This is a genomic window from Chitinophaga sedimenti (assembly GCF_023156195.1).
GTDB classification, from domain to species: domain Bacteria; phylum Bacteroidota; class Bacteroidia; order Chitinophagales; family Chitinophagaceae; genus Chitinophaga; species Chitinophaga sedimenti.
Genome location: NZ_JAKUKA010000001.1, coordinates 3,061,559 through 3,083,277, shown reverse-complemented (window position 1 = coordinate 3,083,277; position 21,719 = coordinate 3,061,559). Strand labels below are relative to the sequence as shown.

At 51.3% G+C, this 21,719-nt stretch carries 24 protein-coding genes and 1 pseudogene; 19 read left to right on the top strand and 6 right to left on the bottom strand.

Features of this window, described 5'->3' with window-relative positions; all coding sequences use genetic code 11:
* Positions 1–74: 74 nt before the first annotated feature.
* The 12 genes and pseudogenes from MKQ70_RS17505 (at position 75) to MKQ70_RS17450 (ending at position 12,163) form a co-directional block, all read left to right on the top strand.
* Positions 75–1,301: a RecQ family ATP-dependent DNA helicase gene (locus tag MKQ70_RS17505; RefSeq protein ID WP_248072912.1), complete on the top strand. Its 1,227-nt coding sequence runs from the start codon at positions 75–77 to the stop codon at positions 1,299–1,301.
* Positions 1,295–2,257 carry a helix-turn-helix domain-containing protein gene (locus MKQ70_RS17500; protein ID WP_248072910.1) on the top strand — a complete coding sequence of 321 codons (963 nt, stop codon included), beginning with the start codon at positions 1,295–1,297 and terminating at the stop codon, positions 2,255–2,257. Before MKQ70_RS17505 ends, MKQ70_RS17500 begins: the two co-directional genes overlap by 7 nt.
* Before the next feature lie 507 nt (positions 2,258–2,764).
* Complete coding sequence (locus tag MKQ70_RS17495) at positions 2,765–3,133, top strand: carboxypeptidase-like regulatory domain-containing protein (RefSeq protein WP_248072908.1); 369 nt, start codon at positions 2,765–2,767, stop codon at positions 3,131–3,133.
* Positions 3,114–5,366: a SusC/RagA family TonB-linked outer membrane protein gene (locus MKQ70_RS17490; protein ID WP_248072907.1), complete on the top strand. Its 2,253-nt coding sequence runs from the start codon at positions 3,114–3,116 to the stop codon at positions 5,364–5,366. Before MKQ70_RS17495 ends, MKQ70_RS17490 begins: the two co-directional genes overlap by 20 nt.
* A gap of 35 nt (positions 5,367–5,401) precedes the next feature.
* Complete coding sequence (locus tag MKQ70_RS17485; RefSeq protein ID WP_248072905.1) at positions 5,402–5,908, top strand: hypothetical protein; 507 nt, start codon at positions 5,402–5,404, stop codon at positions 5,906–5,908.
* Positions 5,909–5,921: 13 nt separating this feature from the next.
* A complete protein-coding gene (locus MKQ70_RS17480; RefSeq protein ID WP_248072903.1) occupies positions 5,922–7,406 on the top strand; it encodes a RagB/SusD family nutrient uptake outer membrane protein in 1,485 nt (494 codons plus the stop codon).
* A 17-nt stretch (positions 7,407–7,423) separates the two neighbouring features.
* Complete coding sequence (locus MKQ70_RS17475) at positions 7,424–8,092, top strand: hypothetical protein (RefSeq protein ID WP_248072901.1); 669 nt, start codon at positions 7,424–7,426, stop codon at positions 8,090–8,092.
* A 26-nt stretch (positions 8,093–8,118) separates the two neighbouring features.
* Positions 8,119–9,039 carry a DUF5007 domain-containing protein gene (locus MKQ70_RS17470; protein WP_248072900.1) on the top strand — a complete coding sequence of 307 codons (921 nt, stop codon included), beginning with the start codon at positions 8,119–8,121 and terminating at the stop codon, positions 9,037–9,039.
* 228 nt (positions 9,040–9,267) lie between these two features.
* Entirely contained in the window at positions 9,268–9,783 is a 516-nt protein-coding gene (locus tag MKQ70_RS17465) for a hypothetical protein (protein WP_248072898.1), read from the top strand.
* Complete coding sequence (locus MKQ70_RS17460; RefSeq protein WP_248072896.1) at positions 9,738–10,256, top strand: sugar phosphate isomerase/epimerase family protein; 519 nt, start codon at positions 9,738–9,740, stop codon at positions 10,254–10,256. The genes MKQ70_RS17465 and MKQ70_RS17460 overlap by 46 nt, the downstream gene beginning before the upstream one ends.
* A 324-nt stretch (positions 10,257–10,580) precedes the next feature.
* A complete protein-coding gene (locus tag MKQ70_RS17455; protein ID WP_248072894.1) occupies positions 10,581–10,943 on the top strand; it encodes a hypothetical protein in 363 nt (120 codons plus the stop codon).
* A 71-nt stretch (positions 10,944–11,014) separates the two neighbouring features.
* A pseudogene (locus tag MKQ70_RS17450) lies at positions 11,015–12,163 on the top strand (NAD(P)/FAD-dependent oxidoreductase).
* A 56-nt stretch (positions 12,164–12,219) separates the two neighbouring features.
* Here the strand turns inward: MKQ70_RS17450 and MKQ70_RS17445 are convergent.
* Together MKQ70_RS17445 and MKQ70_RS17440 are read right to left on the bottom strand one after the other, a co-directional pair.
* Positions 12,220–12,510, bottom strand: a complete 291-nt coding sequence (locus tag MKQ70_RS17445; protein WP_248072892.1) for a FecR domain-containing protein — start codon at positions 12,508–12,510, stop codon at positions 12,220–12,222.
* Positions 12,462–12,998: a FecR domain-containing protein gene (locus tag MKQ70_RS17440; RefSeq protein ID WP_248072891.1), complete on the bottom strand. Its 537-nt coding sequence runs from the start codon at positions 12,996–12,998 to the stop codon at positions 12,462–12,464. The genes MKQ70_RS17445 and MKQ70_RS17440 overlap by 49 nt, the downstream gene beginning before the upstream one ends.
* A 789-nt stretch (positions 12,999–13,787) precedes the next feature.
* Here MKQ70_RS17440 and MKQ70_RS38735 point away from each other — a divergent pair.
* The 4 genes from MKQ70_RS38735 (at position 13,788) to MKQ70_RS17425 (ending at position 16,211) form a co-directional block, all read left to right on the top strand.
* Positions 13,788–13,910 (top strand): hypothetical protein, encoded by a 123-nt coding sequence (locus tag MKQ70_RS38735; RefSeq protein WP_282456577.1) that lies wholly within the window; start codon positions 13,788–13,790, stop codon positions 13,908–13,910.
* Complete coding sequence (locus MKQ70_RS17435) at positions 13,862–14,848, top strand: proline dehydrogenase family protein (protein WP_308199484.1); 987 nt, start codon at positions 13,862–13,864, stop codon at positions 14,846–14,848. The genes MKQ70_RS38735 and MKQ70_RS17435 overlap by 49 nt, the downstream gene beginning before the upstream one ends.
* Before the next feature lie 70 nt (positions 14,849–14,918).
* On the top strand, positions 14,919–15,713 hold the full coding sequence (locus MKQ70_RS17430) for a thymidylate synthase (protein WP_248072885.1): 795 nt from the start codon (positions 14,919–14,921) through the stop codon (positions 15,711–15,713).
* A 3-nt stretch (positions 15,714–15,716) separates the two neighbouring features.
* Entirely contained in the window at positions 15,717–16,211 is a 495-nt protein-coding gene (locus MKQ70_RS17425) for a dihydrofolate reductase (protein ID WP_248072882.1), read from the top strand.
* Positions 16,212–16,246: 35 nt separating this feature from the next.
* Here MKQ70_RS17425 and MKQ70_RS17420 read toward each other — a convergent pair whose 3' ends face one another.
* Genes MKQ70_RS17420 through MKQ70_RS17410 form a run of 3 tightly spaced genes read right to left on the bottom strand, consistent with a single transcriptional unit; the run spans position 16,247 to position 18,209 of the window.
* A complete protein-coding gene (locus MKQ70_RS17420; RefSeq protein WP_248072879.1) occupies positions 16,247–16,465 on the bottom strand; it encodes a hypothetical protein in 219 nt (72 codons plus the stop codon).
* 29 nt (positions 16,466–16,494) lie between these two features.
* Positions 16,495–17,820, bottom strand: coding sequence for a DNA primase (locus MKQ70_RS17415; RefSeq protein WP_248081431.1), 1,326 nt, complete (start codon positions 17,818–17,820; stop codon positions 16,495–16,497).
* Entirely contained in the window at positions 17,727–18,209 is a 483-nt protein-coding gene (locus tag MKQ70_RS17410) for a CHC2 zinc finger domain-containing protein (RefSeq protein ID WP_248072877.1), read from the bottom strand. Before MKQ70_RS17410 ends, MKQ70_RS17415 begins: the two co-directional genes overlap by 94 nt.
* A gap of 229 nt (positions 18,210–18,438) precedes the next feature.
* Between MKQ70_RS17410 and MKQ70_RS17405 the strand changes: the two genes are divergently transcribed.
* The 3 genes from MKQ70_RS17405 to MKQ70_RS17395 all read left to right on the top strand — a co-directional run bounded on the left by MKQ70_RS17405 (position 18,439) and on the right by MKQ70_RS17395 (position 20,709).
* Positions 18,439–19,611 carry an acetyl-CoA C-acyltransferase gene (locus MKQ70_RS17405; RefSeq protein ID WP_248072876.1) on the top strand — a complete coding sequence of 391 codons (1,173 nt, stop codon included), beginning with the start codon at positions 18,439–18,441 and terminating at the stop codon, positions 19,609–19,611.
* Positions 19,612–19,726: 115 nt separating this feature from the next.
* Complete coding sequence (locus MKQ70_RS17400; RefSeq protein ID WP_248072874.1) at positions 19,727–20,011, top strand: hypothetical protein; 285 nt, start codon at positions 19,727–19,729, stop codon at positions 20,009–20,011.
* A gap of 23 nt (positions 20,012–20,034) precedes the next feature.
* A complete protein-coding gene (locus tag MKQ70_RS17395) occupies positions 20,035–20,709 on the top strand; it encodes an alpha-ketoacid dehydrogenase subunit beta (RefSeq protein ID WP_248072873.1) in 675 nt (224 codons plus the stop codon).
* 310 nt (positions 20,710–21,019) lie between these two features.
* On the opposite strand, the gene MKQ70_RS17390 is transcribed toward MKQ70_RS17395, so the two are convergent.
* Positions 21,020–21,718, bottom strand: a complete 699-nt coding sequence (locus tag MKQ70_RS17390) for a pyridoxal-phosphate dependent enzyme (RefSeq protein ID WP_282456576.1) — start codon at positions 21,716–21,718, stop codon at positions 21,020–21,022.
* Position 21,719: the final 1 nt, after the last annotated feature.

The following is a 21,719-nucleotide window of genomic DNA, read 5'->3' as shown; positions in this document are numbered from 1 at the left end:
AAAGGCACGGAGTTATTTTTTACGACTATATTTGCCGCTAAATGCAATTTGGAGGCCGGGGAAATATGCAATCTGTGTTAACGCTGCTCAAGCAACATTTCGGGTACGAGAATTTCCGTCATAACCAACAGGCGATCGTGGAGAACGTGATGGACGGAAAGGATACGGTGGTGCTGATGCCTACGGGTGGCGGTAAGTCTATTTGTTACCAGTTGCCGGCCCTCGCCTTTAAGGGTGTCACCATCGTGGTGTCGCCGCTCATTGCATTGATGAAGGACCAGGTAGACGCCCTGAAAGCGAACGGTATCCCCGCCGCCTTCCTCAACTCCACGCTCAGTATGGCAGAGCAGCAGGAAGTATCGCAACACCTGCGTAACAAAACCATTAAACTATTATACGTGGCGCCGGAGCGGCTGCTCGGCGATGGCAAATTTATGCAGTACCTGCAAACGCTGGACGTGTCGCTGTTCGCTATAGACGAAGCACATTGTATCAGCCAATGGGGCCACGATTTTCGTCCGGAGTACCTCGGGCTGGGACAACTGAAACAATTTTTCCCCAATACACCGGTGATCGCGCTGACGGCTACGGCTGATTCACTCACCAAAAAAGATATCATCGACAAGCTGGAACTGAAGGAATTCAAAGTATTTGAAAACTCCTTCAACCGGCCCAATATCCAATACTCCATCCGCCCGAAGCGAAACTACTTCGATCAACTCGCGGCTTACCTGGAAGAGAAGAAAGAGGACAGCGGTATTATCTATTGCCTGTCCCGCGCTTCCACCGAGTCGCTGGCAGAAGACCTCCAACGCGCGGGTTTTGCTGCCGCGGCTTATCACGCCGGACTGGAGCGCAACCTGCGTGAAGAGCGGCAGGAGAAGTTCCTGAAAGACGATATTCGCATCATGGTGGCCACCATCGCCTTCGGCATGGGCATCAATAAAAGCAACGTGCGGTTTGTCGTGCACGTAGACCTGCCCAAAAATATTGAGGGCTATTACCAGGAAACCGGTCGTGCCGGCCGTGACGGGTTACCAAGTGAGGCGGTGCTGTTTTACAGTCCCGGTGATGTATTTAAACTGAAGCGTTTTGCTACCGTGGACGGCAACGAAGCGCAGAGCGCCATCATGCTTAAAAAGCTGGATCAGATGGCCGGTCTCTGCGAAACTTTTATGTGCCGCCGCAAATACCTGCTCAACTACTTCGATGAAACGGCGCCCGATCATTGCGGCAGCTGCGATCGTTGTATGACGGAAGGGGAAGGGAGGATGCGACCATTGCGGCGCAGAAGATGCTGAGTGCGGTATACCGCTTACAGGAGCGCTGGGGCATGAATTACGTGATCGACTTTTTGCGCGGCAGCGCTGCTGTAAAAGATTTTCATAAGGAGATTAAAACCTATGGGATCGGTCGCGAGTTCAGTAAAGAACAATGGAAACAATATGGCCGCGAATTATTGCAGCTTGGCTTACTGCAACTGTCCGGCAATGAGTTTCCCGTATTAAAACTTTCCGACACCAGCTGGGAAGTACTGAAAGGCGGGCAGCAGGTGATGCTGACGAAACAAACGGCAGCTGCCAGGGAAGTGCAGTTGTCGGGCGCGACACCGAAGAACAAGGCGCCGCAGCAGGACGATCTGCTGAAGCTGTTGAAGCAATTGCGCCGCGAAGTGGCGCAGCGCGACAATGTGCCGCCGTACATTGTGTTCTCCGATGCCACCCTGGTAGAACTGGCTACCTATCTGCCATTAACCCTTACCGATATTTCGAAAATCTCCGGCTTTGGTGAAGTGAAGCTGGCCAAATACGGCGATGCATTTCTACAGACCGTGCAGGACTATTGCATCCTGAACAGGGTACCTACACAAATACACCTCAAATCGAACGTGAGCGCCCCCAAACGCAGCACGGCCAAAAAGCAGAAGCCGGCTGCCGCCACGAGCGGGAACAGCAATACCCAGCGGCAAACATTACAATTATTCCTGGAAGGCAATTCCGTGGACGATGTGGCGCACCTGCGCAACCTGGCGCCCAACACCATCCAGGCGCACCTGGCGGCTTTTATCCGCACCGGTGAACTGGATGTGCATGAACTGGTGCCGCGGCAGAAAATTCCGCCTATCATGAATGCCATTGAAAAGATGGGCGGCGAGGCTTTAGGTCCGCTCAAAGAGCGGCTGGGCGACCAGTTTTCCTACGGCGAAATACGTGCAGTGGTCAGCTATTACCAATGGTTGCAGGAACAGGAACAATGATATTGAGCGCTACTTATCATGTGCATAAGTGTCACTTCTACACCCAAAATTAAATCAATAATATCTGCATATAAGAAGGTAAAATCCGCAAAGCGGAAAGCAACCGTTCATACTAGTTTTATAGTGTCATAGTGACAATTATGAATAGTTGCGAACGTTTGGTATTAATTGTGAAAACGCCCCGGTAATGTGTACCGTCACTTAGTACTTTTTTAACCATCCGCATCAGCCAATAAGCAAGGAACACGCAGAAGAATTAGCTCAATTGGGTCGCCTGTCTGGCCTTTAGACAGGGTATGGATGGCCGGATTTTTAACAACATAAAAACAGATCAGCCAAATGCCTTTGCCTGTTAAAATGCGGGCAGGGAACGAATACTTACGGTTCGATAAGGATTCGTGCGCCGTTTAAACAACAAATGATGGTTCCACGGAAAAATACGGGTGAAGCCCGCGGCTCCTTATTGCCCTGACCTCATGCATCGTTTCATCTTCTAATAACTACAACATGACGAATCAACCAAATTTCAAACGGGCGCTTGCAGCGGCGATGACCTGCCTGCTGATGTTGCCGCTGGCCGCGCTGGCACAGTTTAAAATAACGGGCAGGGTCACCGATAAGAAGACCAACACCCCGGTGCCGGGTGTGGTGGTCCGCGAGAAAGGCACCAAACAGGGCACTGCTACCGGTCCGGATGGCGCTTATTCACTGGAGGTAAAATCCGGTGAGGCGGTACTGCTCGTGAGCTACATGGGCTACCTGCCGCAAACGATCAGTGTGGGCGGCCGTACGGGCATTGATATCAACCTGGAAGAAGATGTGAAGTCGCTGAACGATGTGGTGATCATCGGTTACCGTGGATATTCAGCGCCGTAAAACCACTTCTTCGGTGGCATCTATCAAAGGAAAAGAAATTGAAAACACACCTTATGCCACCTTTGACGCGATGTTGCAGGGACGTGTGGCCGGTCTTACGGTATTGAGCACCACCGGTGAACCGGGCAGCTCCAGCATCGTGAACGTACGCGGTTCCACCAGTGTAAATCCCACCGGTGTTAGTGCGCCGCTTTATGTGATCGACGGGGTGATTTTTGATGTGAGTGATATTTCGAGCACCTATACTTTCTCCAATCCCTTATCCGGCATCAACCCCAATGATATTGAATCACTGGACATTCTGAAAGATGCTTCCGCTTCTGCGATATATGGCGCACGCGCGGCCAACGGGGTAATCATTGTAAAAACAAAACGCCCGAAGACCGGCAAGGCGGAATTCCGTGTAGGCAGTTATGCCGGTGTGGCCGACAAGCCTGCAATGAAGCCTATTATCGTAGGTGCGGCCGAACGCCGGATGAAGATGGATATCTTACACGACATGGGCGACTGGCAGCGCAACAACGATCTGCACATGATGCTTACCGACAGTCTTAATCCAGCGTTCAATAACAATACCGACTGGCAGGGGTTATTCCTGCAACGTGCGATGATCAACAATGTAGACGCCAGCGTGGGCGCGGCGACCGAGAACTTCGCATATCGCTTATCGTATAACTATTACCGCGAGGAAGGGGTCATGAAAGGTTTCGACATTCAACGCTCCACACCGCGTTTGTACCTGTCCCTCCGTCCCACCAAAAACGTGGAAATATCCAACGACCTGTTTTTCTCTTTTGTGAAATCGAAACATGGGCGTGGCGATGAACAGAAGTACCCGTTCTCGATCTGGGGTTTCCCCTCATCGTTCTGGAAGATTACCGATGCGGACAGGGAGCTGTATACCGGTGAATACGACGCGCTGATGGACGATGACCGCAGTATTTCCTTCACCGGCAACAGCCGCATCCTGTATACCATTGTACCGGGGCTGGTATGGAACAGCAACGTGGCGTACAACTTCATTAACCAGCGGCGCGATTATTTTAAACCTGGCATCATCAACAACGGCCTGAACGTGGCAGAGAACCAGGTATACCAGAACCGCCGTTATGAAATAGAGAACTACCTGATGTTTAATAAAACATATGGTAAACATACGGTGACCGCGTTGGCCGGACAGGGCGCTGAAAGGCAGTCGAACGCCAACAGCTGGGTGCGTGGCTCCGGCATTAGCGTGGATGCGGTGAAAACAGTGAACGGGGTACCTGCGGGGCCGAATCTTATTGGCTCTTCGGGTTTGTCGCAGCGTGCGCGCCTTTCGTTTTTTGGCCGGTTTGGCTACGATTATGAAGGCAAATACCTGATCCAGGCAAACTACCGTCGCGATGCATCTTCGCGTTACAGCAAAGACAACCGCTGGGCTGAATTTCCTTCAGTGTCTGCCGGTTGGGTAGCTACCGACGAGCCGTTTATGGAGCCGCTACACAATATTGTATCGTTCTTTAAAATCCGCGGTAGCTACGGTATTACCGGTATGGATCCGGGCGAGTACTATGCACAGTTTCAACCGTTGACCACCAATGCGTCTTATCCCGGTTCTACCCTGGATGGCGTGGTGTTCAATTCCGGCGCGATGACATCTTATAATGGTACTACGGTAGTATATCCCGATTATGCGGCGCCCAGCGCTTCCCGTAATATCAGCTGGGAACGCAGTCCGCAGTACAACATCGGCATCGACCTGAACCTGTTTAAAGACAGGGTACAGTTTACCGGTGATTTCTACCATCGTAAATCCGCATCCAAAGTATTTAACATCCCGGTGAAGGTAACGACCGGTTACACCCGTGTGAGCGATAACTATGTGGATGTATTGAACCAGGGCCTGGAGCTCACGTTGAATACCGTGAACCTGCCATTTACATCACCTTTCCAGTGGCGCACGAACTTTAACATCAGCTTTAACCAGAACATGGTGACCAAACTGCCGCAGGGCGGCCGTGACTTTAAGTTCGGCGATCCCTGGCTGGAACGCGTGCTGACCCTGGGCCAACCTTTGTTCCAGTTCTCGGTTTGGCAGGTAGATGGGATTTATGATTCCAATGAAGCCGTGCCGGTAGATCCGCTTACCGGCCGTCGTATCAGCTGGTATGGCGGTACGCAGTTCGGGGCAGGCGACCCGATGCGCCGCGATCAGAATGGCGATTACATTATCGATGACCGGATAAAATAAATGCCGGCGATCCCAACGCGAAAGTATATGGTGGTATGACGCATTCCTTTTCCTGGAAAGGAATTACGATGGATGTGCTGTGTACATTCTTCGCGGGCCGCAAACTCTGGAACGGCTATTTATCCGATAAACTGCAGGATGCAGGTACCTCGAACCCTTACGCTGTATGGGGACCCAATTCCGGTCCCGCTTCCCAGTTCGGCAGCGGCGTACACTTCTGGAACGGTGCGGGCAGCAGGGCTACCTACCCGGCGCTCGTGACCAACAGCGTAGATAAATGGCATATCGCACAATCGATGTTCGTGGAAGATGCCAGCTTCTTCAGGATGAAGAACATTCGCCTCGGTTATATGTTGCCGGAAAAATGGACCATGCCTGCAAAGCTGAAGAGCGTTCGTTTCTATGGTATGCTCGATAACGTGTTCATCCTTTCCCGGGCCACCGTGCCGGACCCGGAAGCGGTAGGGTATGATGGCTACTCATCCGGTAACGACTACCCGATACCAAAGAAAGTAACCCTTGGCGTGGACGTGATCTTCTAAAAACTACCTCAACATGAAAAAGATACTTGCTTATATATTTATCGGTGGTGTTGCGCTTGGCGCCGCCTCCTGTAAAGACTTCCTGGACCTGGAGCCAATCAGCACCGCTACGGACCAGAACTTCTGGAAAAACGAAGCGGAAGCTAATTCCGGTACTGCCGCCATGTATGCGCTTACCCGCAAAGCCTTCAACTCAGGTGAATGGTCGCTGTCCTTTTTCGGCTACGGCGATCTGCCGTCCGATGAGTTCAATTCCAGCCGTGTAACAATCGACTGGCAGCAGATCAGTACCATGAACTGGAGCCTGCCTGTGCCGGCCTCCAACACCTGGCGTTCCATGATGGTGGCCCGCCGCTACGACAACTTCTACCGTGTGATCGACCAGGCGAACCGTTGTATCAACTACCTGCCGAAAGTGCCATTGGAAAAATTCACTTCCGGTAATCCCGAACAGGTAAGGAAAGCATTCCTGGGCGAAGCGTATTTTATGCGTGCCTTCACGTACTTCTACATGGCCCGCATCTGGGGCGATGTGCCGTTGGTATTAAAATCGGTGCCTAACCTGGCCGATGCGGAAGACCTGGCACGCTCGCCACAGGCCGAAGTGCTGGCGCAGGCGTTAAAAGATGTGGACCTTGCCATTGCGAACATGCAATACTCGAATCCCAACGCCGCGGATGCCGGTGTACGCGCCAATAAAACATCCGCCTTTGCGCTGAAAGCACATATTTACGCCTGGATGGGCGAATACGCGAACGTAGTGCCCGCGGCCGATTCTGTGATCGCGTATGGCGGTCTTGCACTGGCTGATCGCAACAACGTACCGGGCATGTTCGCGAAACATTCCAGTGAAGGCATTTTTGAAATTGCAATGAGTGACGAGAGCGAAGGAGCCGGTGACGGCATCGCTTTCCGTACGCTGCGCGCGCCTTACCTTAAAACGGTGATCGGTAACCCTACGTTCGGGTTGGATACCGTACGTGTGCATCGCTTGTTTGCCGATACCACAGACCGTCGCCTGCGCAGTGGTTTTGCGTTTTACAACAGCGTGGAAGAGGCTATCTGCATCAAGTATTCGAACATCTATTACCTGCAGCCAAATAACACCGGTCCTGTTGCGCGTAACAACATCATCGTATTCCGCCTGTCTGATATCATCCTGCTGCGCGCCGAAGCGCTGGCAGCGACGGCTAAATACGGTGAGGCGCGTGCTGCGTTGAACCTTATCCGCGGTGCAGCCGGTATCGGCGATTGGGTGGGCCCGGACGATGCCCTGTTCGAAAACATCATCGAAGAACGTGCGCGGGAATTATTCCTCGAAGGCCATCGCTTTTATGACATCATTCGGTTGATGCGCAAAACCGGCATTAACAAACTGCCTGGCAAAATGAGCGACCTGGAATTCACACAGGGCAAGTACTACTGGCCGCTGGATCCCGTGCTCATCAACATGAGCGCGAAGCTGGAACAAACGCCGTACTGGTCTACCCGATTCTAAATATCAAAAACGAACTTATGAATATGAAAATATGGCTACTGGCCGCCTGCAGCATTTTTTTGCTTGCCATCGCCTGTAAAAAGGCCGACTACCTCACGGACGACGGGGTACACTCCGCGAAAACGCCGCTTACCGCATACGAGTACCTGAAGAACCATTCCTGGAAGAGCTTCGACACGCTGGTGATGATCATTGATCATTACAACCTGCAGGAAGAGGTGAACAGCGTGGGCACCATTTTCGTGCCGACGAACCGCTCCATCAACCTGTATATGGAGATGCGCAGGGCTGCGAAACAGCAGATCGATGAAAATGCCAAGTATACGATGGACAGTTTGTATAAAGACATTACCGCCGATTCCTTAAGGCAGTACTTCTTCGCTGACAAGTTGCCTATGAGTGCGCTGACGGGTGAAGATCCGGTAGGTATTAAAGCTAAGACCGGTCAGCAGCGGGCGTATCGTAAAGTGCGGCAAACGGGGTATACTACAACCGTAACACCGGTGTACTTTATGTTTTTCATCAACGTGCGGGGTACGATCGATGATCCCAACAATCCGCCGCCGGCCAACGATCCGGGGTATGATGTAACGGTACGCTGCCAGACCACCGGCATTGAAACCCGCGACGGGGCAGGGCCGCTGTTGCATGTGTTAAACAACCAGCACCGCTTCGTACGGTTCTGATATTCCAGTCATTTAAACATCATTTTATGAAATTGAAATATTGTATAATGGCGCTGGTATTGGGTATTGCCGGTGTTGTGGCCTGCGAGAAAGTGCCCGAGGGGTTTATCAGCGACAAATTTACCTACCGCCCGCGGCCCTTTAACGTAACGCAGGGCATCAGTGCTTATTCGCCCGCTATTGAGGCCGACGGGTCTACCTTGCCCGTGAAAGTAAAGCTGCTGGAGATCCGCGATAAATCGACCGGTAAAGTACTTGACAGCAATGACCTTGCACCGAAGGAAATCACCGTGTACCTGGCGGAATTAACATCGAACGACACTACCGTGGAATTGCTCAATAAGAAACTGGCCCGGGCGAGCAAACGGCCGTTCGAGATCGTCGAGAATGGTGGCCGCATGGTATTGTCGGCGGCGACAGAGTACTGGAACAGTGGCCGGTACGTGTTTGATGTGCAGGTATCGAACATCAGCGGCACCCGCATTATCAAAAACGCGGGTGAAATACAGGTGAACCCGAAAGTGACGTACGAGGTGCAAAGGCGTACAGTAACTACATCTGACAATGGTTCGGAAACGAATTTCCAAGATGTGTTTGCGGGCGGACAAATGCCGATGACCGTGGAGCGTGATCCGGCGGGGCCGCATAAAATCATCATTAAATTTAAAGACAGGCTGGGCAAATCATTTAATCCCGCCAAAGGCGAAGTCGTTTATCGTGGCGACCGGCCGCACTTCCAGAAGTATAATCCCTATTTCAAGGAGGTGCGCACCGATAGTACCATTGAGTTCGGGCATCCGAACCTCGCGAAGTTCCCGTACTTCACGGTGAACGGCGATGTATCATCGTATTACCGCATCCCGGCTGCTTTTACAACGGCCAACCGCAATGTGAACGCTACGTTCGCGGTAACGCTGTACGCGGGCGGCACCGGACGATCACCATGAATACGGGTGTGGACCGCAAGCCTTAAAGATCTTCCGCACTGGAATTTTGGTTGAAGAAAGCGACGGCCGGCCCTTTACTGGGCCGGCTTTTTTATGAACCCGGCTGCAACGCTCTTATCGGCCCCCGTTGCACACTTGTACATCCCTTCACTTTTCCCCTTTTTTTTCGAAAATAATCCGTATTTTCAAAAACATATATCAATCCACGTTACTAAACCACAACAACCCATGAATCACAACTTCCACAATCGTAGAAATTTCCTGCGCCAGCTGAGCGTATTTACGGCCGGTGTTGGCCTGGGACCTGCTTTCCTGGCGGCCTGTAACAATGCGGGCAAAACGCCCGGGTCCGACAGCGGTACGGCAGGTCCGGATACCAGTGTGCAGGGCGCCGGCGCGGCTGCCTGGGCATTTGATATTTCCCTGGCGGAATGGTCGTTTCACAAGGCGATCTTCGCCAAAGAAATGGACCACCTGGATTTTGCCGTGCGGGCGAAAAAAGAATTCGATATACAGGCGGTGGAGTATGTGAACCAGTTTTTCAAAGACAAGGCGAAGGATAAAACCTATCTCGGCGAAATGAAGAAGCGCTGCGACGACAATGGCGTACGCAGTGTGCTCATTATGTGCGACGGGGAAGGAGAGCTGGGGGATAAAGACGCAAAGGCCCGTCTGAAAGCGGTAGAGAATCACTATAAATGGGTAGAAGCCGCGCAGTTCTGGGTTGCCACTCTATTCGCGTAAATGCGGCCGGAGCGGGTACCGCGGAAGAAGTAGCGAAGAACGCGGCTGAAGGCCTGGGAAAACTGACCGACTTCGCCAAAGACTATAACATTGGTGTAATCGTGGAAAACCACGGCGGCTATTCCTCTAACGGCAAATGGTTGGCGGGGGTGATGAAAGCGGTGAATCGTCCCGGCTGCGGAACGCTGCCCGATTTCGGCAATTTCTGTATCAACCGTTCCAAGCCGGAGGCCAATACCCCGGAGGCCTGGGCTAAAACAACCTGCCTGGAAGAATACGACCGTTACCTGGGTGTACAGGAGCTGATGCCTTTTGCAAAAGGCGTAAGTGCTAAAACCCACGACTTCGACGACGCCGGTAACTGTACCGACACCGATTACGCGAAAATGCTGAAGATCGTGAAGGAAGCGGGCTATACCGGGCATATCGGCATCGAGTACGAGGGCAGTAAACTGTCGGAAGCCGAGGGGTGAAGAAAACGCGCGACCTACTCATTAAAGTAAGGAGCCAGCTGGCATAGATACAATTTTTGTATATATGAATTCGGGACTCACCGGGTCCCGAATTTTTTATGTCATCCATCACCAGCTTTACACCATTTGTTACCCAAAATCCTCAATCTGATCTGTTTTATCCATGTGATTGGTATTATGTCGCCGAAATGACCGTTATTTGCAGTAGAAATACCCCAAGTATTATAGACCCCGGCAGCTGGTCTGCTTTTTGCAAACGTTAATCACCATCTGGCACGGAAACGACAGAAACCAATATTTATCAAACATTAAACTCAGGAAAGTATGGCTCAGCAAGTTACAACCGGCACTACCTCATTGAGCAGCCTCATCGAAGAATTGAAAGCACGTGGCTACGGCCAGGAATTCGTATTACGTAATGACGGTCGCGCAAGGCTGCAGGAAAACACCCGTAAGTACACCCCCGAAGAACTGCGTATTATTGAAACCCTTCAGATTCCTACTGGTTCACGGTATGCGGATCCGGCAGTGGTTTACCTGATTGAAGATGAATCCGGCAACACGGGTTACCTGATGAACGCCTTTGGCACTTATGCTGACTACGAAGGCGATACGCTTTATAACTTTATCCGTAAGATGTCGGTACACGAAAGCTACGAGAATACTGCGTATGCTACCCGTGACTAACTGTTTTCGGGAGTCAAAGCAATAGAACGCGCGAACAATAGAAAGACGAAAAGATACACCGTTCCAATCCCATGATATTACATGCAGGACTCCCTTATTCGCTGGTGCGATACGGGCTGCCATACAATTACCCTAAGCTCGAGAACAATATACGTACAGACGTAGCAGTCATTGGCGCTGGTATTTCCGGCGCCTTAACGGCTTACGCACTGATCAATGCAGGTATCTCCTGCACCGTGCTGGATGCGCGCACGGTTGGTCTCGGAAGCACCTGCGCCAGCACTTCTCTTTTACAATATGAAATTGATGTACCGCTTCATCAGCTGATGGAGAAGGTAGGTGTATCGCATGCTGTTAAAGCTTACCATGCCTGCGCGCAATCCATCACCGATGTAGAAAGGATTACCCGCAAACTGAAAGTAAAAGAGTTTGAACCCAAGCGGAGTTTATATTTCGCTTCGGCGCCGCAACATTTAGCTATGCTGGAGAAGGAATTTGCTGCGCGGGATAAACATGGGCTGGAAGTGGAGTGGTGGACCAAAGGCCGGTGAAAAAAGAATATGGGATTTGAAGCGCCTGCGGCGATCTATTCGCAGCGCGCGGCATATACCGATGCTTATACACTTACCCATGCGTTGCTGCAATACTGTTTGCAGCAGGGCGCTGCTGTATATGATCGTACAAAGGTGAACGATATAGCGATTAACCCGCGTAGTGTAACACTCACCACGCATAACGGGCAAAAAGTACAGACAAAGAAACTGGTCATCGCAACCGGTTATGAGTCAGTTCAATATATAAAAGAGAAAGTAGTTGACCTGAAAGGTACCTATGTGCTGTTAAGTGAAACCCACAACCAGAAAGAGTTCTGGCATGAGAACTGCCTGCTGTGGGAAACGCGCAATCCTTACAGGTATATGCGTACCACTTACGATAATCGTTTGCTGATCGGCGGCCGTGACGTAGATTACTACAACCCGCTTAAACGCGATAAGCTGCTCAAAAGTAAATCCCGTCAGTTGCTGGGCGACTTTAACGAACTGTTCCCGAAGCTGGAGTTTTTGCCGGAGTTTGAATGGACGGGTACTTTCGGAACAACGAAAGACGGCTTGCCCTATATTGGAGAATACGCGCCGATGAAACACACCTACTTTGCGCTGGGCTTTGGCGGCAACGGCATTACTTTTAGCCGGTGGCCGCGGGGATTGTTACAGATTTAATCCGGGTAAAAAAAAAATGAACTGGCGCCCGTGTTCTCGTTCGAGCGCCTGGGTAACTAGCGGATCTTATACTTTAAGCCGGTGCTTTCTTTCAGGGACGATAACACTTCCTGTAAAGGCCGGTTATCGAAACTGGCGGAAATTAACCCTACATCTTGTGCATTTCCGCGGATGCTGATCTCTACACCATACCAATCCTGCAGTTTATTGATAGCCGCCTGCAAGGGTACATTATTCAGTACCAGTTTTCCCTTTTTCCATTCTTCCAGCGCAGCCGGATCATACGTTTCCTTTTCCATCAGGTCGATGTCGCGGTTAAACAGGATTTCGTTGCCGCGTTCCAGCATTTCGGGCTGGTTATCGGTGGGAGAGTGGTAGGCTTTTTCACCGTAAACTGTCCGTTCAGCACGTGCACGGTAGCGCCGGCCTGGTTTTCGGCGGTGCGTACGCGAACAGAGCCGCCATAACCGGTGGTGATCAGTTTATCGGACTTAATGGTGAACAAATCGCGGCTGCGGGGGATCTCAAAAAATGCTTCGCCGTTCAGGATAAGCGTGCGGCTACCGTTACGACCATAGTCGTTCGGAACATACAACGTGGTTTGTCCGTTGAGCGTCACCTGCGTACCGTCGGCCAGGGGAAGCGTTTTACGGCTGCCGGGCTGGCATTGGTGAGCGCGGTAGTGGTCGCGCAGCTCTTCGGCCGTAGCCGTAGAACTGGGGCGCTGTACGCGGTTATGGTCATAATACACAAAACCGGATACCAGCATCATCACCACGAGAATACCGGCAGTAAATGGTTGCCAGGAGTGCTTTCTTCGTTTCTTTGTATTCATAACGCGTTCACCTTTGTAAGTAAAAAGTGCTTTTGGTGTCATTAGGTAAGGTTGGTTGAGATGTTGAGCCGCGATAAAAGTAGTAAATTTTTTCTGTGGAATTGTTAATGATTATCATCCCCTAAATGATTATAAGCCGTCTTACCTTGCCATAATTCTTCTATACAAAGAAGCATGCGCAAATAAGACAGCTTAAATCCTTGGGGCAAGCAACAAGGCTGATAGAGGGTAATCAACCCGATATTTTTAGTATGAAGTATTCAACATTGAATATTACCTGTACAGGTCGGAGGTGCGATTGGTGCGTCCTTCATCACTGTTGTTGTAGGCTTTGGCTCTTGATATCCCCGTGGGAATCGCTGTTTGTGCGGATTGCCAGGTTAGGGATTGATCTCGGTTGTTTATACTCAAATGTGCTCTCTCGTAGCGTAATTGGATGAAATGCTTGCTGCAAAGGTAATTCCACGGCATCCACTCCCGATACTTACTTTTAAGTATTTTTAACAATTCATTAAAATATTTCGGAATAGTATACTATGTTGACTTTTTAGGGTGAGTATGAATGCCCTATTTTTTAGACAGGGATTTTAACGGATAGAAAAAGACAATATGTGTTAACGGATGGGCCATTATAGTTTTTGTTGGTATCGGGGAGGACCCTAACTTTGCCGGCCATGGAAACGCAGCCATTAATATCTTTCGAGAATACCGCCATTGCATTTGAACACCGCAGCAACCGATCATTAAAAAAGCAAATTTCCTTTTTCCAACATCGGTAAACCCTGGCTGGTGAAGTTCGGCGCGTGGGCCACGCCCCTTGCCTTTAAGCTGGGCCTGCCCGTAAAGGCATCATCAAATCCACCATTTTTGAACAGTTCTGCGGAGGTGAAAATCTCCGGGAAGCTGCCCTGACCGCGCAAAACCTGAGCAAGTTCGGCGTAGGCGCCGTGCTGGATTATGGGGTGGAAGCCATGGAAGGGGAGGAAAACTATGACAATGCGGTTCCGGAGTTTATTAAAGCGATACAGTTTGCCGCCGGTAAAAAGCATATTCCTTTCATCGCGATCAAGGTAACGGGCTTCGCGCGTTTTGCGCTGCTCGAAAAGCTGCACCGGGGCGAAACGCTTACCGCCGAAGAAGCGCGTGAGTACGAGCGCGTACAGGCGCGTATCAATACTATTGCCGAAACAGCCGCGCTGCACAAGGTGGCCGTGCTGATCGACGCGGAAGAATCGTGGATACAGCAGCCGGTCGACGACCTGGCGGATGCCATGATGGCGCGTTACAACCGCTCGGAAGTGATTGTTTACAATACGTTCCAGCTGTACCGCCACGACCGCCTCGAGTTCCTGAAATCATCGCAGCACAAGGCCGAAAAGGTAGGTTACTTCCTGGGCGCCAAGCTGGTACGCGGCGCCTATATGGAAAAGGAACGCCGCCGGGCCGAGGAGCAAAGCTATGAGTCGCCCATACAACCCGATAAGCAGTCGGCCGACGAAGATTACAACGAGGCCATTCACTTCTGCCTCGATCATATCCAGAAACTGGGCCTGTTCGTGGGTACACACAACGAAGACAGTACACTGCTCGTGACCAGGCTGATGGCCGAAAGGCACCTTCCGCCGAATCACCCGCATATCAGCTTTTCGCAGTTATACGGCATGAGCGATAACATCACGTTTAACCTGGCCCATGCCGGTTACCATGTGTCCAAGTACCTGCCTTACGGCCCGGTACGGGATGTAATGCCCTACCTGATCCGCCGCGCGCAGGAGAATACATCTATTGCGGGACAAATGGGACGGGAGCTGGGGCTCATCCGCAAGGAACTGAAACGCAGGAAGCTTTAAAAGTTAATATCCACAAATGTGCATAAAGGGCCTCCGGTAATGGGGGCCTTTTTTGTAACTTGCCCCCAGTATGCAACAATATCTCGATTTACTTCAACATATCCTTGATAAAGGCGCGGTGAAAACCGACCGCACCGGTACCGGAACACTCAGCTGCTTTGGTTACCAGATGCGGTTTGACCTGCAGGAGGGTTTTCCGCTGGTTACTACCAAAAAACTTCACCTGAAATCCATTATCTACGAACTGCTCTGGTTCCTGAAAGGCGACACCAATATTAAGTACCTGACAGATAACGGGGTGAAGATCTGGAACGAGTGGGCCGATGAAAACGGTGATCTCGGTCCCGTTTACGGTCATCAATGGCGTAGCTGGACGGGCGCAGACGGCAAGGTGATTGACCAGGTAACGGATCTTATCAACCAGATAAAGAAAACACCCGACAGCCGCCGCCTCATCATCAGTGCATGGAACGTGGCCGATTTGCCGCATATGGCGTTGAGTCCCTGCCATTGCCTGTTCCAGTTTTACGTGGCCGATGGTAAACTGAGCTGCCAGCTGTACCAGCGCAGCGCGGACGTATTTCTCGGCGTACCGTTCAATATTGCCTCCTACGCTCTGCTGACGCTGATGATCGCACAGGTATGCGGTTTACAGCCCGGAGAGTTCATACACAGCTTCGGGGATGTGCACCTGTACAGCAACCACGTTGAACAGGCCAAACTGCAGCTTACCCGTCAGCCTTTCCCGCTGCCGCAGATGAAGCTAAACCCGGACGTAAAAGATATCTTCTCTTTCGAGTTTGAAGATTTCACGCTGGAGAATTATGAATCACATCCTCACATCAAAGCACCGGTAGCCGTATAGTTTATGATGGTATCTATTATAGTCGCAGCCTCCGAAAATAACGTGATCGGCATTAACAACGATTTGCCCCGGAAGCTGCCCAACGATCTGAAATATTTTAAGAATACCACCTGGGGCATGCCTATTATCATGGGACGCAAGACCTTTGAATCGATGGGCGGCAGCCCGCTGAAGGGCCGGCCTAATATCGTGATCACGCGCCAGCCGGACTTTGCACCGGAAGGTGTGGAGGTGGTAAATTCCATCAGCAAGGCGATTGATAAAGCGCTGGTGTACGATACAAAAGAGATTTTCATTACCGGTGGTACCGAGATATTTGTACAGTCGCTGCCCGCCGTAAACCGCATCTACCTGACAAGGGTACACGCTAAAGTGGAGGGGGATGCATATTTCCCGGACATCAATGCGCTGGAGTGGAAGTTAGTAAAGGCGGATAAACATGAGGCGGATGAGAAACATGCGTATGCGTATACGTTTGAGGTGTGGGAGCGGAAGTAGGTAACTGAAAAGGCGCGGATCACTCCGCGCCTTTTCTATTTTAATATCACCGTATTCACCGTTTTCGTTAACTCCATCTCAATCTCTTTCAGGTGTTTCGCCATTTCCAGGCACCGCATCTGATCCGCAAATTCCGCTGCATTCTTCATTTCCTCCTGGTTTTCCAGGATCAGTTTTTTGATCTTCCGGAGGATGAGATAGTTAGTCGTAGAGATCGTGTCGTTGATGTAGGCATTGTCGCCGTACTTGGTCATGATCTCGAATTTCTCCTTCCAGTTGGTGCTCAGTTCCGCTTCTTTATCTTCCAGATAACCGTGGTGGCTTTCACTACTTCAGGATCGCTGTGATACAGGAACCAGCGGCTGTCGAGCATATTTCCTTTATCATATTCTGCTTTATACTCGTGCAGGATACGTTTCACCATTTCGTTGTCCGACAGTGATTCGAAGTCGTACGGCAGGTGGAATATATAATCGGCTACCGAGCTATTATCTTCTTCCGAAAACTGTTTCTGACCAAAGCGCAGCAGGATTTTTACGAGTTCCTGTTCCTGTTTTTCGTGGGGATTGAACAGGGCAATGTTGCTCGTATCATCGAGGTACTCCTCCGGAATAGGCGGCAGGTCCTCTTCCGGCACATCGTAGTCAGGATTTTTATTCTTGGTAAGCTCTTTTTCGAGCTTGGTCATCTTTTCGCGGATGAACTTGTTCACCAGCTGCGTCATGCCTTCCTCATCGATCTTGAGGATTTCAGCGCTCTGGCGGATGTATTCCTGCTGGCGGGTAAAGCCTTCTGTTTTGTTGATTTTAGAAATCGTTTCCGCGATCTCGCTTACCAGTTTCGACTTTTTGTTCATGTCGCTGCCGGCATCCACCAGGGACGCCTGCAGTTTAAAGATCACGAAGTCCTGCTTGTTGTCCGCAATAAACTGGCGGAAGGCGTCCGCGCCGATCTTTTGTACGTAACTATCGGGGTCTTCCTTATCGGGGATGAGCACTACTTTTACGTTGAGGCCCTCTTCCACGGCCATGTCCAGTCCGCGCAGGGCCGCTTTCACACCTGCGGCATCGCCATCATACAGGATGGTGAGGTTATTGGTGTATTTGCGGATAAGGCGCAGCTGGTCCTGCGTAAGCGAGGTACCGCTGGACGCCACCACGTTCTCCACACCGGCCTGGTGCAGCGATATCACGTCCGTATAACCCTCCACGAGCAGGCATTCATCGAGTTTATCGATCGAGTGCCGGGCGAAGTAAGTGCCGTACAGCACCTTACTCTTATAATAAATTTCGTTTTCCGGGGAGTTGATGTACTTGGGCGCCTTATCGGCCTTGCCCAATATCCTCGCCCCGAAGCCGAGAATCTTACCGCTCTGATTGTGGATCGGGAAAATAACACGGCCACGGTAGTTATCCGCCGGCTGTTCGTACCGCATGGTCACCAACCCGAGTTTCTGCAGGTACTCCAGGTTATATCCCTTGGAGATGGCAGTTTTGGCGAAGGCGTCGCGGGTATTTAAACAGTAGCCGAGCTGGAACTTTTTGACCGTTTCTGGGTAAAGCCCCTTTCCTCGAAGTAGGAGAGGCCTACATTCTGGCCTTCTTCGGATTCGAACAGGGTTTTAGAAAAATATTCCCGGGCAAAGTTGTTGATGATGAAGAGGGAGTCGGACATGAGGGCCCGCTGTTTTTGCTCGGGACTCTGTTCCGTTTCCTCGACTTCCACGCTGTAACGTTGGGCGAGCCAGCGTAATGCTTCCACATAGGAGTACTTTTCGTGCTCCATGATGAAGTTGATGCCGTTGCCGCTTTTGCCGCAGCCGAAACATTTATATATTTCCTTGCTGGCCGATACCGTGAACGAAGGCGTTTTTTCATTGTGAAAGGGGCAGAGGCCAAGGTAGCCGTTGCCGCGCTTCTTCAGTTTCACGAAGGTGCCTACCACGTCGACGATGTCGATGCGGGCGAGGATTTGCTGTATGGTGTTTTGTGTGATCAAGTGTGGAAAGTCAACTGCAAACTTACGGAATGCCCTTCATTTAAGAACTGTCTTAATTAATAAATCACTGGTTTCATCGGGCCGGTGTCAGAAATGTATCTGAAAACCAATGGAATTCTTAGCAATCTCCTAACCAAACATCCCCATCATTAAAAACCATCTATCCCCGATTCCCGCTTCACAAAATCCTATTCCCTAAATTTGATAGCTTTTAAAAAGAAAATCCACAATGAAAGAAGTTTTTATCGCAGCAGTAGCCAGAACCCCGATTGGCAGTTTTAACGGAAGCCTGTCCTCTTTGTCCGCCACCCAACTGGGCGCAACGGTGATGAAAGCCGCGCTCCAGCGTTCGGGTATTGCGGCCGACAAAGTACAGGAGGTTTACATGGGTAATGTGATCAGTGCCAACCTTGGTCAGGCGCCGGCCAACCAGGCCAGCATTTATGCGGGCTTCCCGGTAAATGTGCCCTGTACCACGGTGAACAAAGTATGTGCTTCGGGCATGAAAGCCATTATGTTGGGCGCGCAAAGCATCATGCTGGGCGAAAACGACATCGTGGTGGCCGGCGGCATGGAGAGTATGAGCAACGTACCCTATTACCTGGATAAGGCCCGTAACGGCTACCGCCTTGGCCACGGCGCCGTCACCGACGGCATTATCCGCGACGGCCTGTGGGATCCTTATAACAACTATCACATGGGCAATGCGGGTGAACTGTGCGCATCTACCTATAAATTTACCCGGGAAGACCAGGACGCATATGCTGTTCAGAGCTACCAGCGCGCCGCTGCGGCCCAGGAAAAGGGCTATTTCGTGAGCGAGATCGCCCCGGTGGAAATTGCCGGCAAGCAAACCGTGGTGGTCAATGAGGATGAAGACATTAAAAAGGTAAACTTCGATAAAATCCCTACCCTGAAACCTACTTTCGTTAAAGAAGGCACTATTACCCCGGCCAATGCCTCCAACCTGAACGACGGTGCCGCGGCAGTAGTACTGGTGGGAGAGGATGCGCTCAAAGAATTGAACCTCACCCCGCTGGCCCGCATTGTGAGCTTTGCCGACGCGTCGCAGGCGCCGGAGTGGTTTACCACCACCCCGGTAAAAGCCATTAACCGCGCACTGGGCAAGGCGAAACTGGAAATCAGCGATATGGACTTCGCGGAAATCAATGAAGCCTTCTCCTGTGTGGCCATGGCTAATCAGCAGGAGCTGGGCCTTGGCGCCGAGCAACTGAACGTATGGGGCGGGGCAGTAGCCATGGGCCACCCGATCGGCTGTAGCGGCGCGCGCATCATCGTTACCCTCAGTTCTATCCTCCAACATAACAAAGGCCGTTACGGCGTGGCAGGCATCTGCAATGGCGGTGGCGGGGCGAGTGCGATGATCATTGAAAGGGTATAATATTGTGTCCAATTAACATATTTGAACAATTATGTTTGCTTTTTCGTGAACAAACAATATTTTTGCCTACCATTTTTATAGTGGCAATTAACGTTCATAACTTATTACTAAGCAAATGCGTCAGATAGCTTTCAGACAAGCCTTAAGGGAAGCCATGCAGGAAGAAATGCGCCGGGACGACCGCGTATTCCTCATGGGAGAAGAAGTGGCAGAATACAACGGTGCCTATAAAGTGAGCCAGGGAATGCTGGACGAATTTGGTCCTAAGCGTGTAATTGACACACCGATCGCAGAACTGGGCTTCACCGCCATCGGCGTAGGTGCAGCGCAAAACGGCCTTCGTCCTGTACTCGAATTTATGACCGGAACTTTGCCGTACTGGCACTGGACCAGATCCTGAATACTGCTTCGAAAATGCTCGCCATGAGCGGCGGACAGGTTGGCTGTCCTATCGTGTTCCGCGGACCTAACGGTTCTGCCGGCCAGCTCGGTGCCCAGCACTCCACTGCCTTCGAAAGCTACTACGCGAACATCCCCGGTCTTAAAGTAGTTTCTGTTTCCAACCCGTACGACGCAAAAGGCCTGCTGAAAGCGGCTATCCGCGACGACGATCCGGTTGTTTTCATGGAAAGTGAGCAGATGTACGGCGATATGGGCGAGGTTCCTGAAGAGGAATACATCATCCCTATCGGTAAAGCCGACATCAAACGCGCCGGCCGTGACGTGACCATCGTTTCTTTCAATAAAATGATGAAAGTTGCCCTCGGTGCTGCTGAGGAACTGGCAAAAGAGGGTATTGAAGCCGAAGTAATCGACCTCCGTACCATCCGTCCGCTCGACTGGTTCACCATCCTGGAGTCTGTTAAAAAGACCAACCGCCTGGTAATCGTGGAAGAGCAATGGCCGTTTTCCAGCATTTCTTCCGAGATCAGCTACCGCATCCAGAAGGAAGGCTTTGACTACCTGGATGCCCCCATCCGTCGTATCACAGCTGCAGATGCTCCGATGCACTACGCACCTAACCTGGTAAAACTGTACCTGCCCGATATCGAGCGTACTGTGAAACTGGTGAAGGAAGTAATGTACATGAAGAAGTAAACAGTACAGTTCACTATATTAAAGGGTCGTTTCGTCGGAAACGGCCCTTTTACCCCCCAAATGCCCAGGGAAAGGGCAGGGAAAGGGCAGGCAAAGGGCCAGGGTCCCTTCCAGCAAGCATCCTGGAGGCCTCATTCCCCTGAAACCCTAGTAAACACTATGGTTTTGCTATGGTTGAAATCGGCCATACGGAAGTCGTTTGTTGCTCTCTTTCTTCCGTGGGCCGGTGAGGTCGCAAATAATTACATCTTCCTACGCATAAAAAAGCCCCGGGCACTCCCGGGGCAACTATCTTTACCAGATATAGCACTTAAGCAAACAAGTCGGTCGACAAATACCGGTCTCCCTTATCACAGATAATACATACGATCGTGCCATGTTCCAGCTCCCCGGCTACCCGTACCGCGGCAGATACCGCGCCGCCGCTGCTCATGCCGCAGAAAATGGCTTCCTCCCGGGCCAGGCGACGGGTCATATTGCGGGCATCGGTTTCGGCGATGTCCATGATGCGGTCTACCCGCTCTTTTTCAAATATCTTCGGCAGGTACGCTTCCGGCCATTTCCGGATACCGGGAATTTTTGAGCCGTCGGTAGGCTGGCAGCCTACGATCTGTACCTTGGGGTTTTGCTCTTTCAGGTATCGGGATACCCCCATGATCGTACCGGTGGTACCCATGGCGCTCACGAAATGCGTCACCTGTCCGTTGGTGTCGCGCCATATTTCCGGGCCGGTGCTGCGGTAATGTGCGCCATAGTTGTCCGGGTTGGCAAATTGATTCAGGTTAAAATATCCACCTTTGGCGAGCTGCCTGTTCGCATAGTCGATGGCCCCTTCCATGGATTCCTCCTTCGGGGTCAGCACCACTTTGGCGCCGAACGCTTCCATGCTCAGTACGCGCTCTTTGGTGGCATCCGAAGGCATCACGATTTCCATTTCCACGTCAAACAGGTTGGCGATCATGGCCAACGCAATGCCGGTATTACCGCTGGTCGCTTCAATCAGCTTCATG

Excerpts from the sequence above, each read along its gene's own strand:
- MKQ70_RS17480 (WP_248072903.1), top strand. The coding sequence starts at position 5,922 with ATGAAAAAGATACTTGCTTATATATTTATCGGTGGTGTTGCGCTTGGC.
- MKQ70_RS17470 (WP_248072900.1), top strand. The coding sequence starts at position 8,119 with ATGAAATTGAAATATTGTATAATGGCGCTGGTATTGGGTATTGCCGGT.
- MKQ70_RS17425 (WP_248072882.1), top strand. The coding sequence starts at position 15,717 with ATGATGGTATCTATTATAGTCGCAGCCTCCGAAAATAACGTGATCGGC.
- MKQ70_RS17465 (WP_248072898.1), top strand. The coding sequence starts at position 9,268 with ATGAATCACAACTTCCACAATCGTAGAAATTTCCTGCGCCAGCTGAGC.
- MKQ70_RS17405 (WP_248072876.1), top strand. The coding sequence starts at position 18,439 with ATGAAAGAAGTTTTTATCGCAGCAGTAGCCAGAACCCCGATTGGCAGT.
- MKQ70_RS17455 (WP_248072894.1), top strand. The coding sequence starts at position 10,581 with ATGGCTCAGCAAGTTACAACCGGCACTACCTCATTGAGCAGCCTCATC.
- MKQ70_RS17485 (WP_248072905.1), top strand. The coding sequence starts at position 5,402 with ATGACGCATTCCTTTTCCTGGAAAGGAATTACGATGGATGTGCTGTGT.
- MKQ70_RS17400 (WP_248072874.1), top strand. The coding sequence starts at position 19,727 with ATGCGTCAGATAGCTTTCAGACAAGCCTTAAGGGAAGCCATGCAGGAA.
- MKQ70_RS17440 (WP_248072891.1), bottom strand. The coding sequence starts at position 12,998 with ATGAATACAAAGAAACGAAGAAAGCACTCCTGGCAACCATTTACTGCC.
- MKQ70_RS17475 (WP_248072901.1), top strand. The coding sequence starts at position 7,424 with ATGAATATGAAAATATGGCTACTGGCCGCCTGCAGCATTTTTTTGCTT.
- MKQ70_RS17500 (WP_248072910.1), top strand. The coding sequence starts at position 1,295 with ATGCTGAGTGCGGTATACCGCTTACAGGAGCGCTGGGGCATGAATTAC.
- MKQ70_RS17390 (WP_282456576.1), bottom strand. The coding sequence starts at position 21,718 with ATGAAGCTGATTGAAGCGACCAGCGGTAATACCGGCATTGCGTTGGCC.
- MKQ70_RS17445 (WP_248072892.1), bottom strand. The coding sequence starts at position 12,510 with ATGCTGGAACGCGGCAACGAAATCCTGTTTAACCGCGACATCGACCTG.
- MKQ70_RS17495 (WP_248072908.1), top strand. The coding sequence starts at position 2,765 with ATGACGAATCAACCAAATTTCAAACGGGCGCTTGCAGCGGCGATGACC.
- MKQ70_RS17460 (WP_248072896.1), top strand. The coding sequence starts at position 9,738 with ATGGGTAGAAGCCGCGCAGTTCTGGGTTGCCACTCTATTCGCGTAAAT.
- MKQ70_RS17430 (WP_248072885.1), top strand. The coding sequence starts at position 14,919 with ATGCAACAATATCTCGATTTACTTCAACATATCCTTGATAAAGGCGCG.
- MKQ70_RS17420 (WP_248072879.1), bottom strand. The coding sequence starts at position 16,465 with ATGACCAAGTACGGCGACAATGCCTACATCAACGACACGATCTCTACG.
- MKQ70_RS17395 (WP_248072873.1), top strand. The coding sequence starts at position 20,035 with ATGAGCGGCGGACAGGTTGGCTGTCCTATCGTGTTCCGCGGACCTAAC.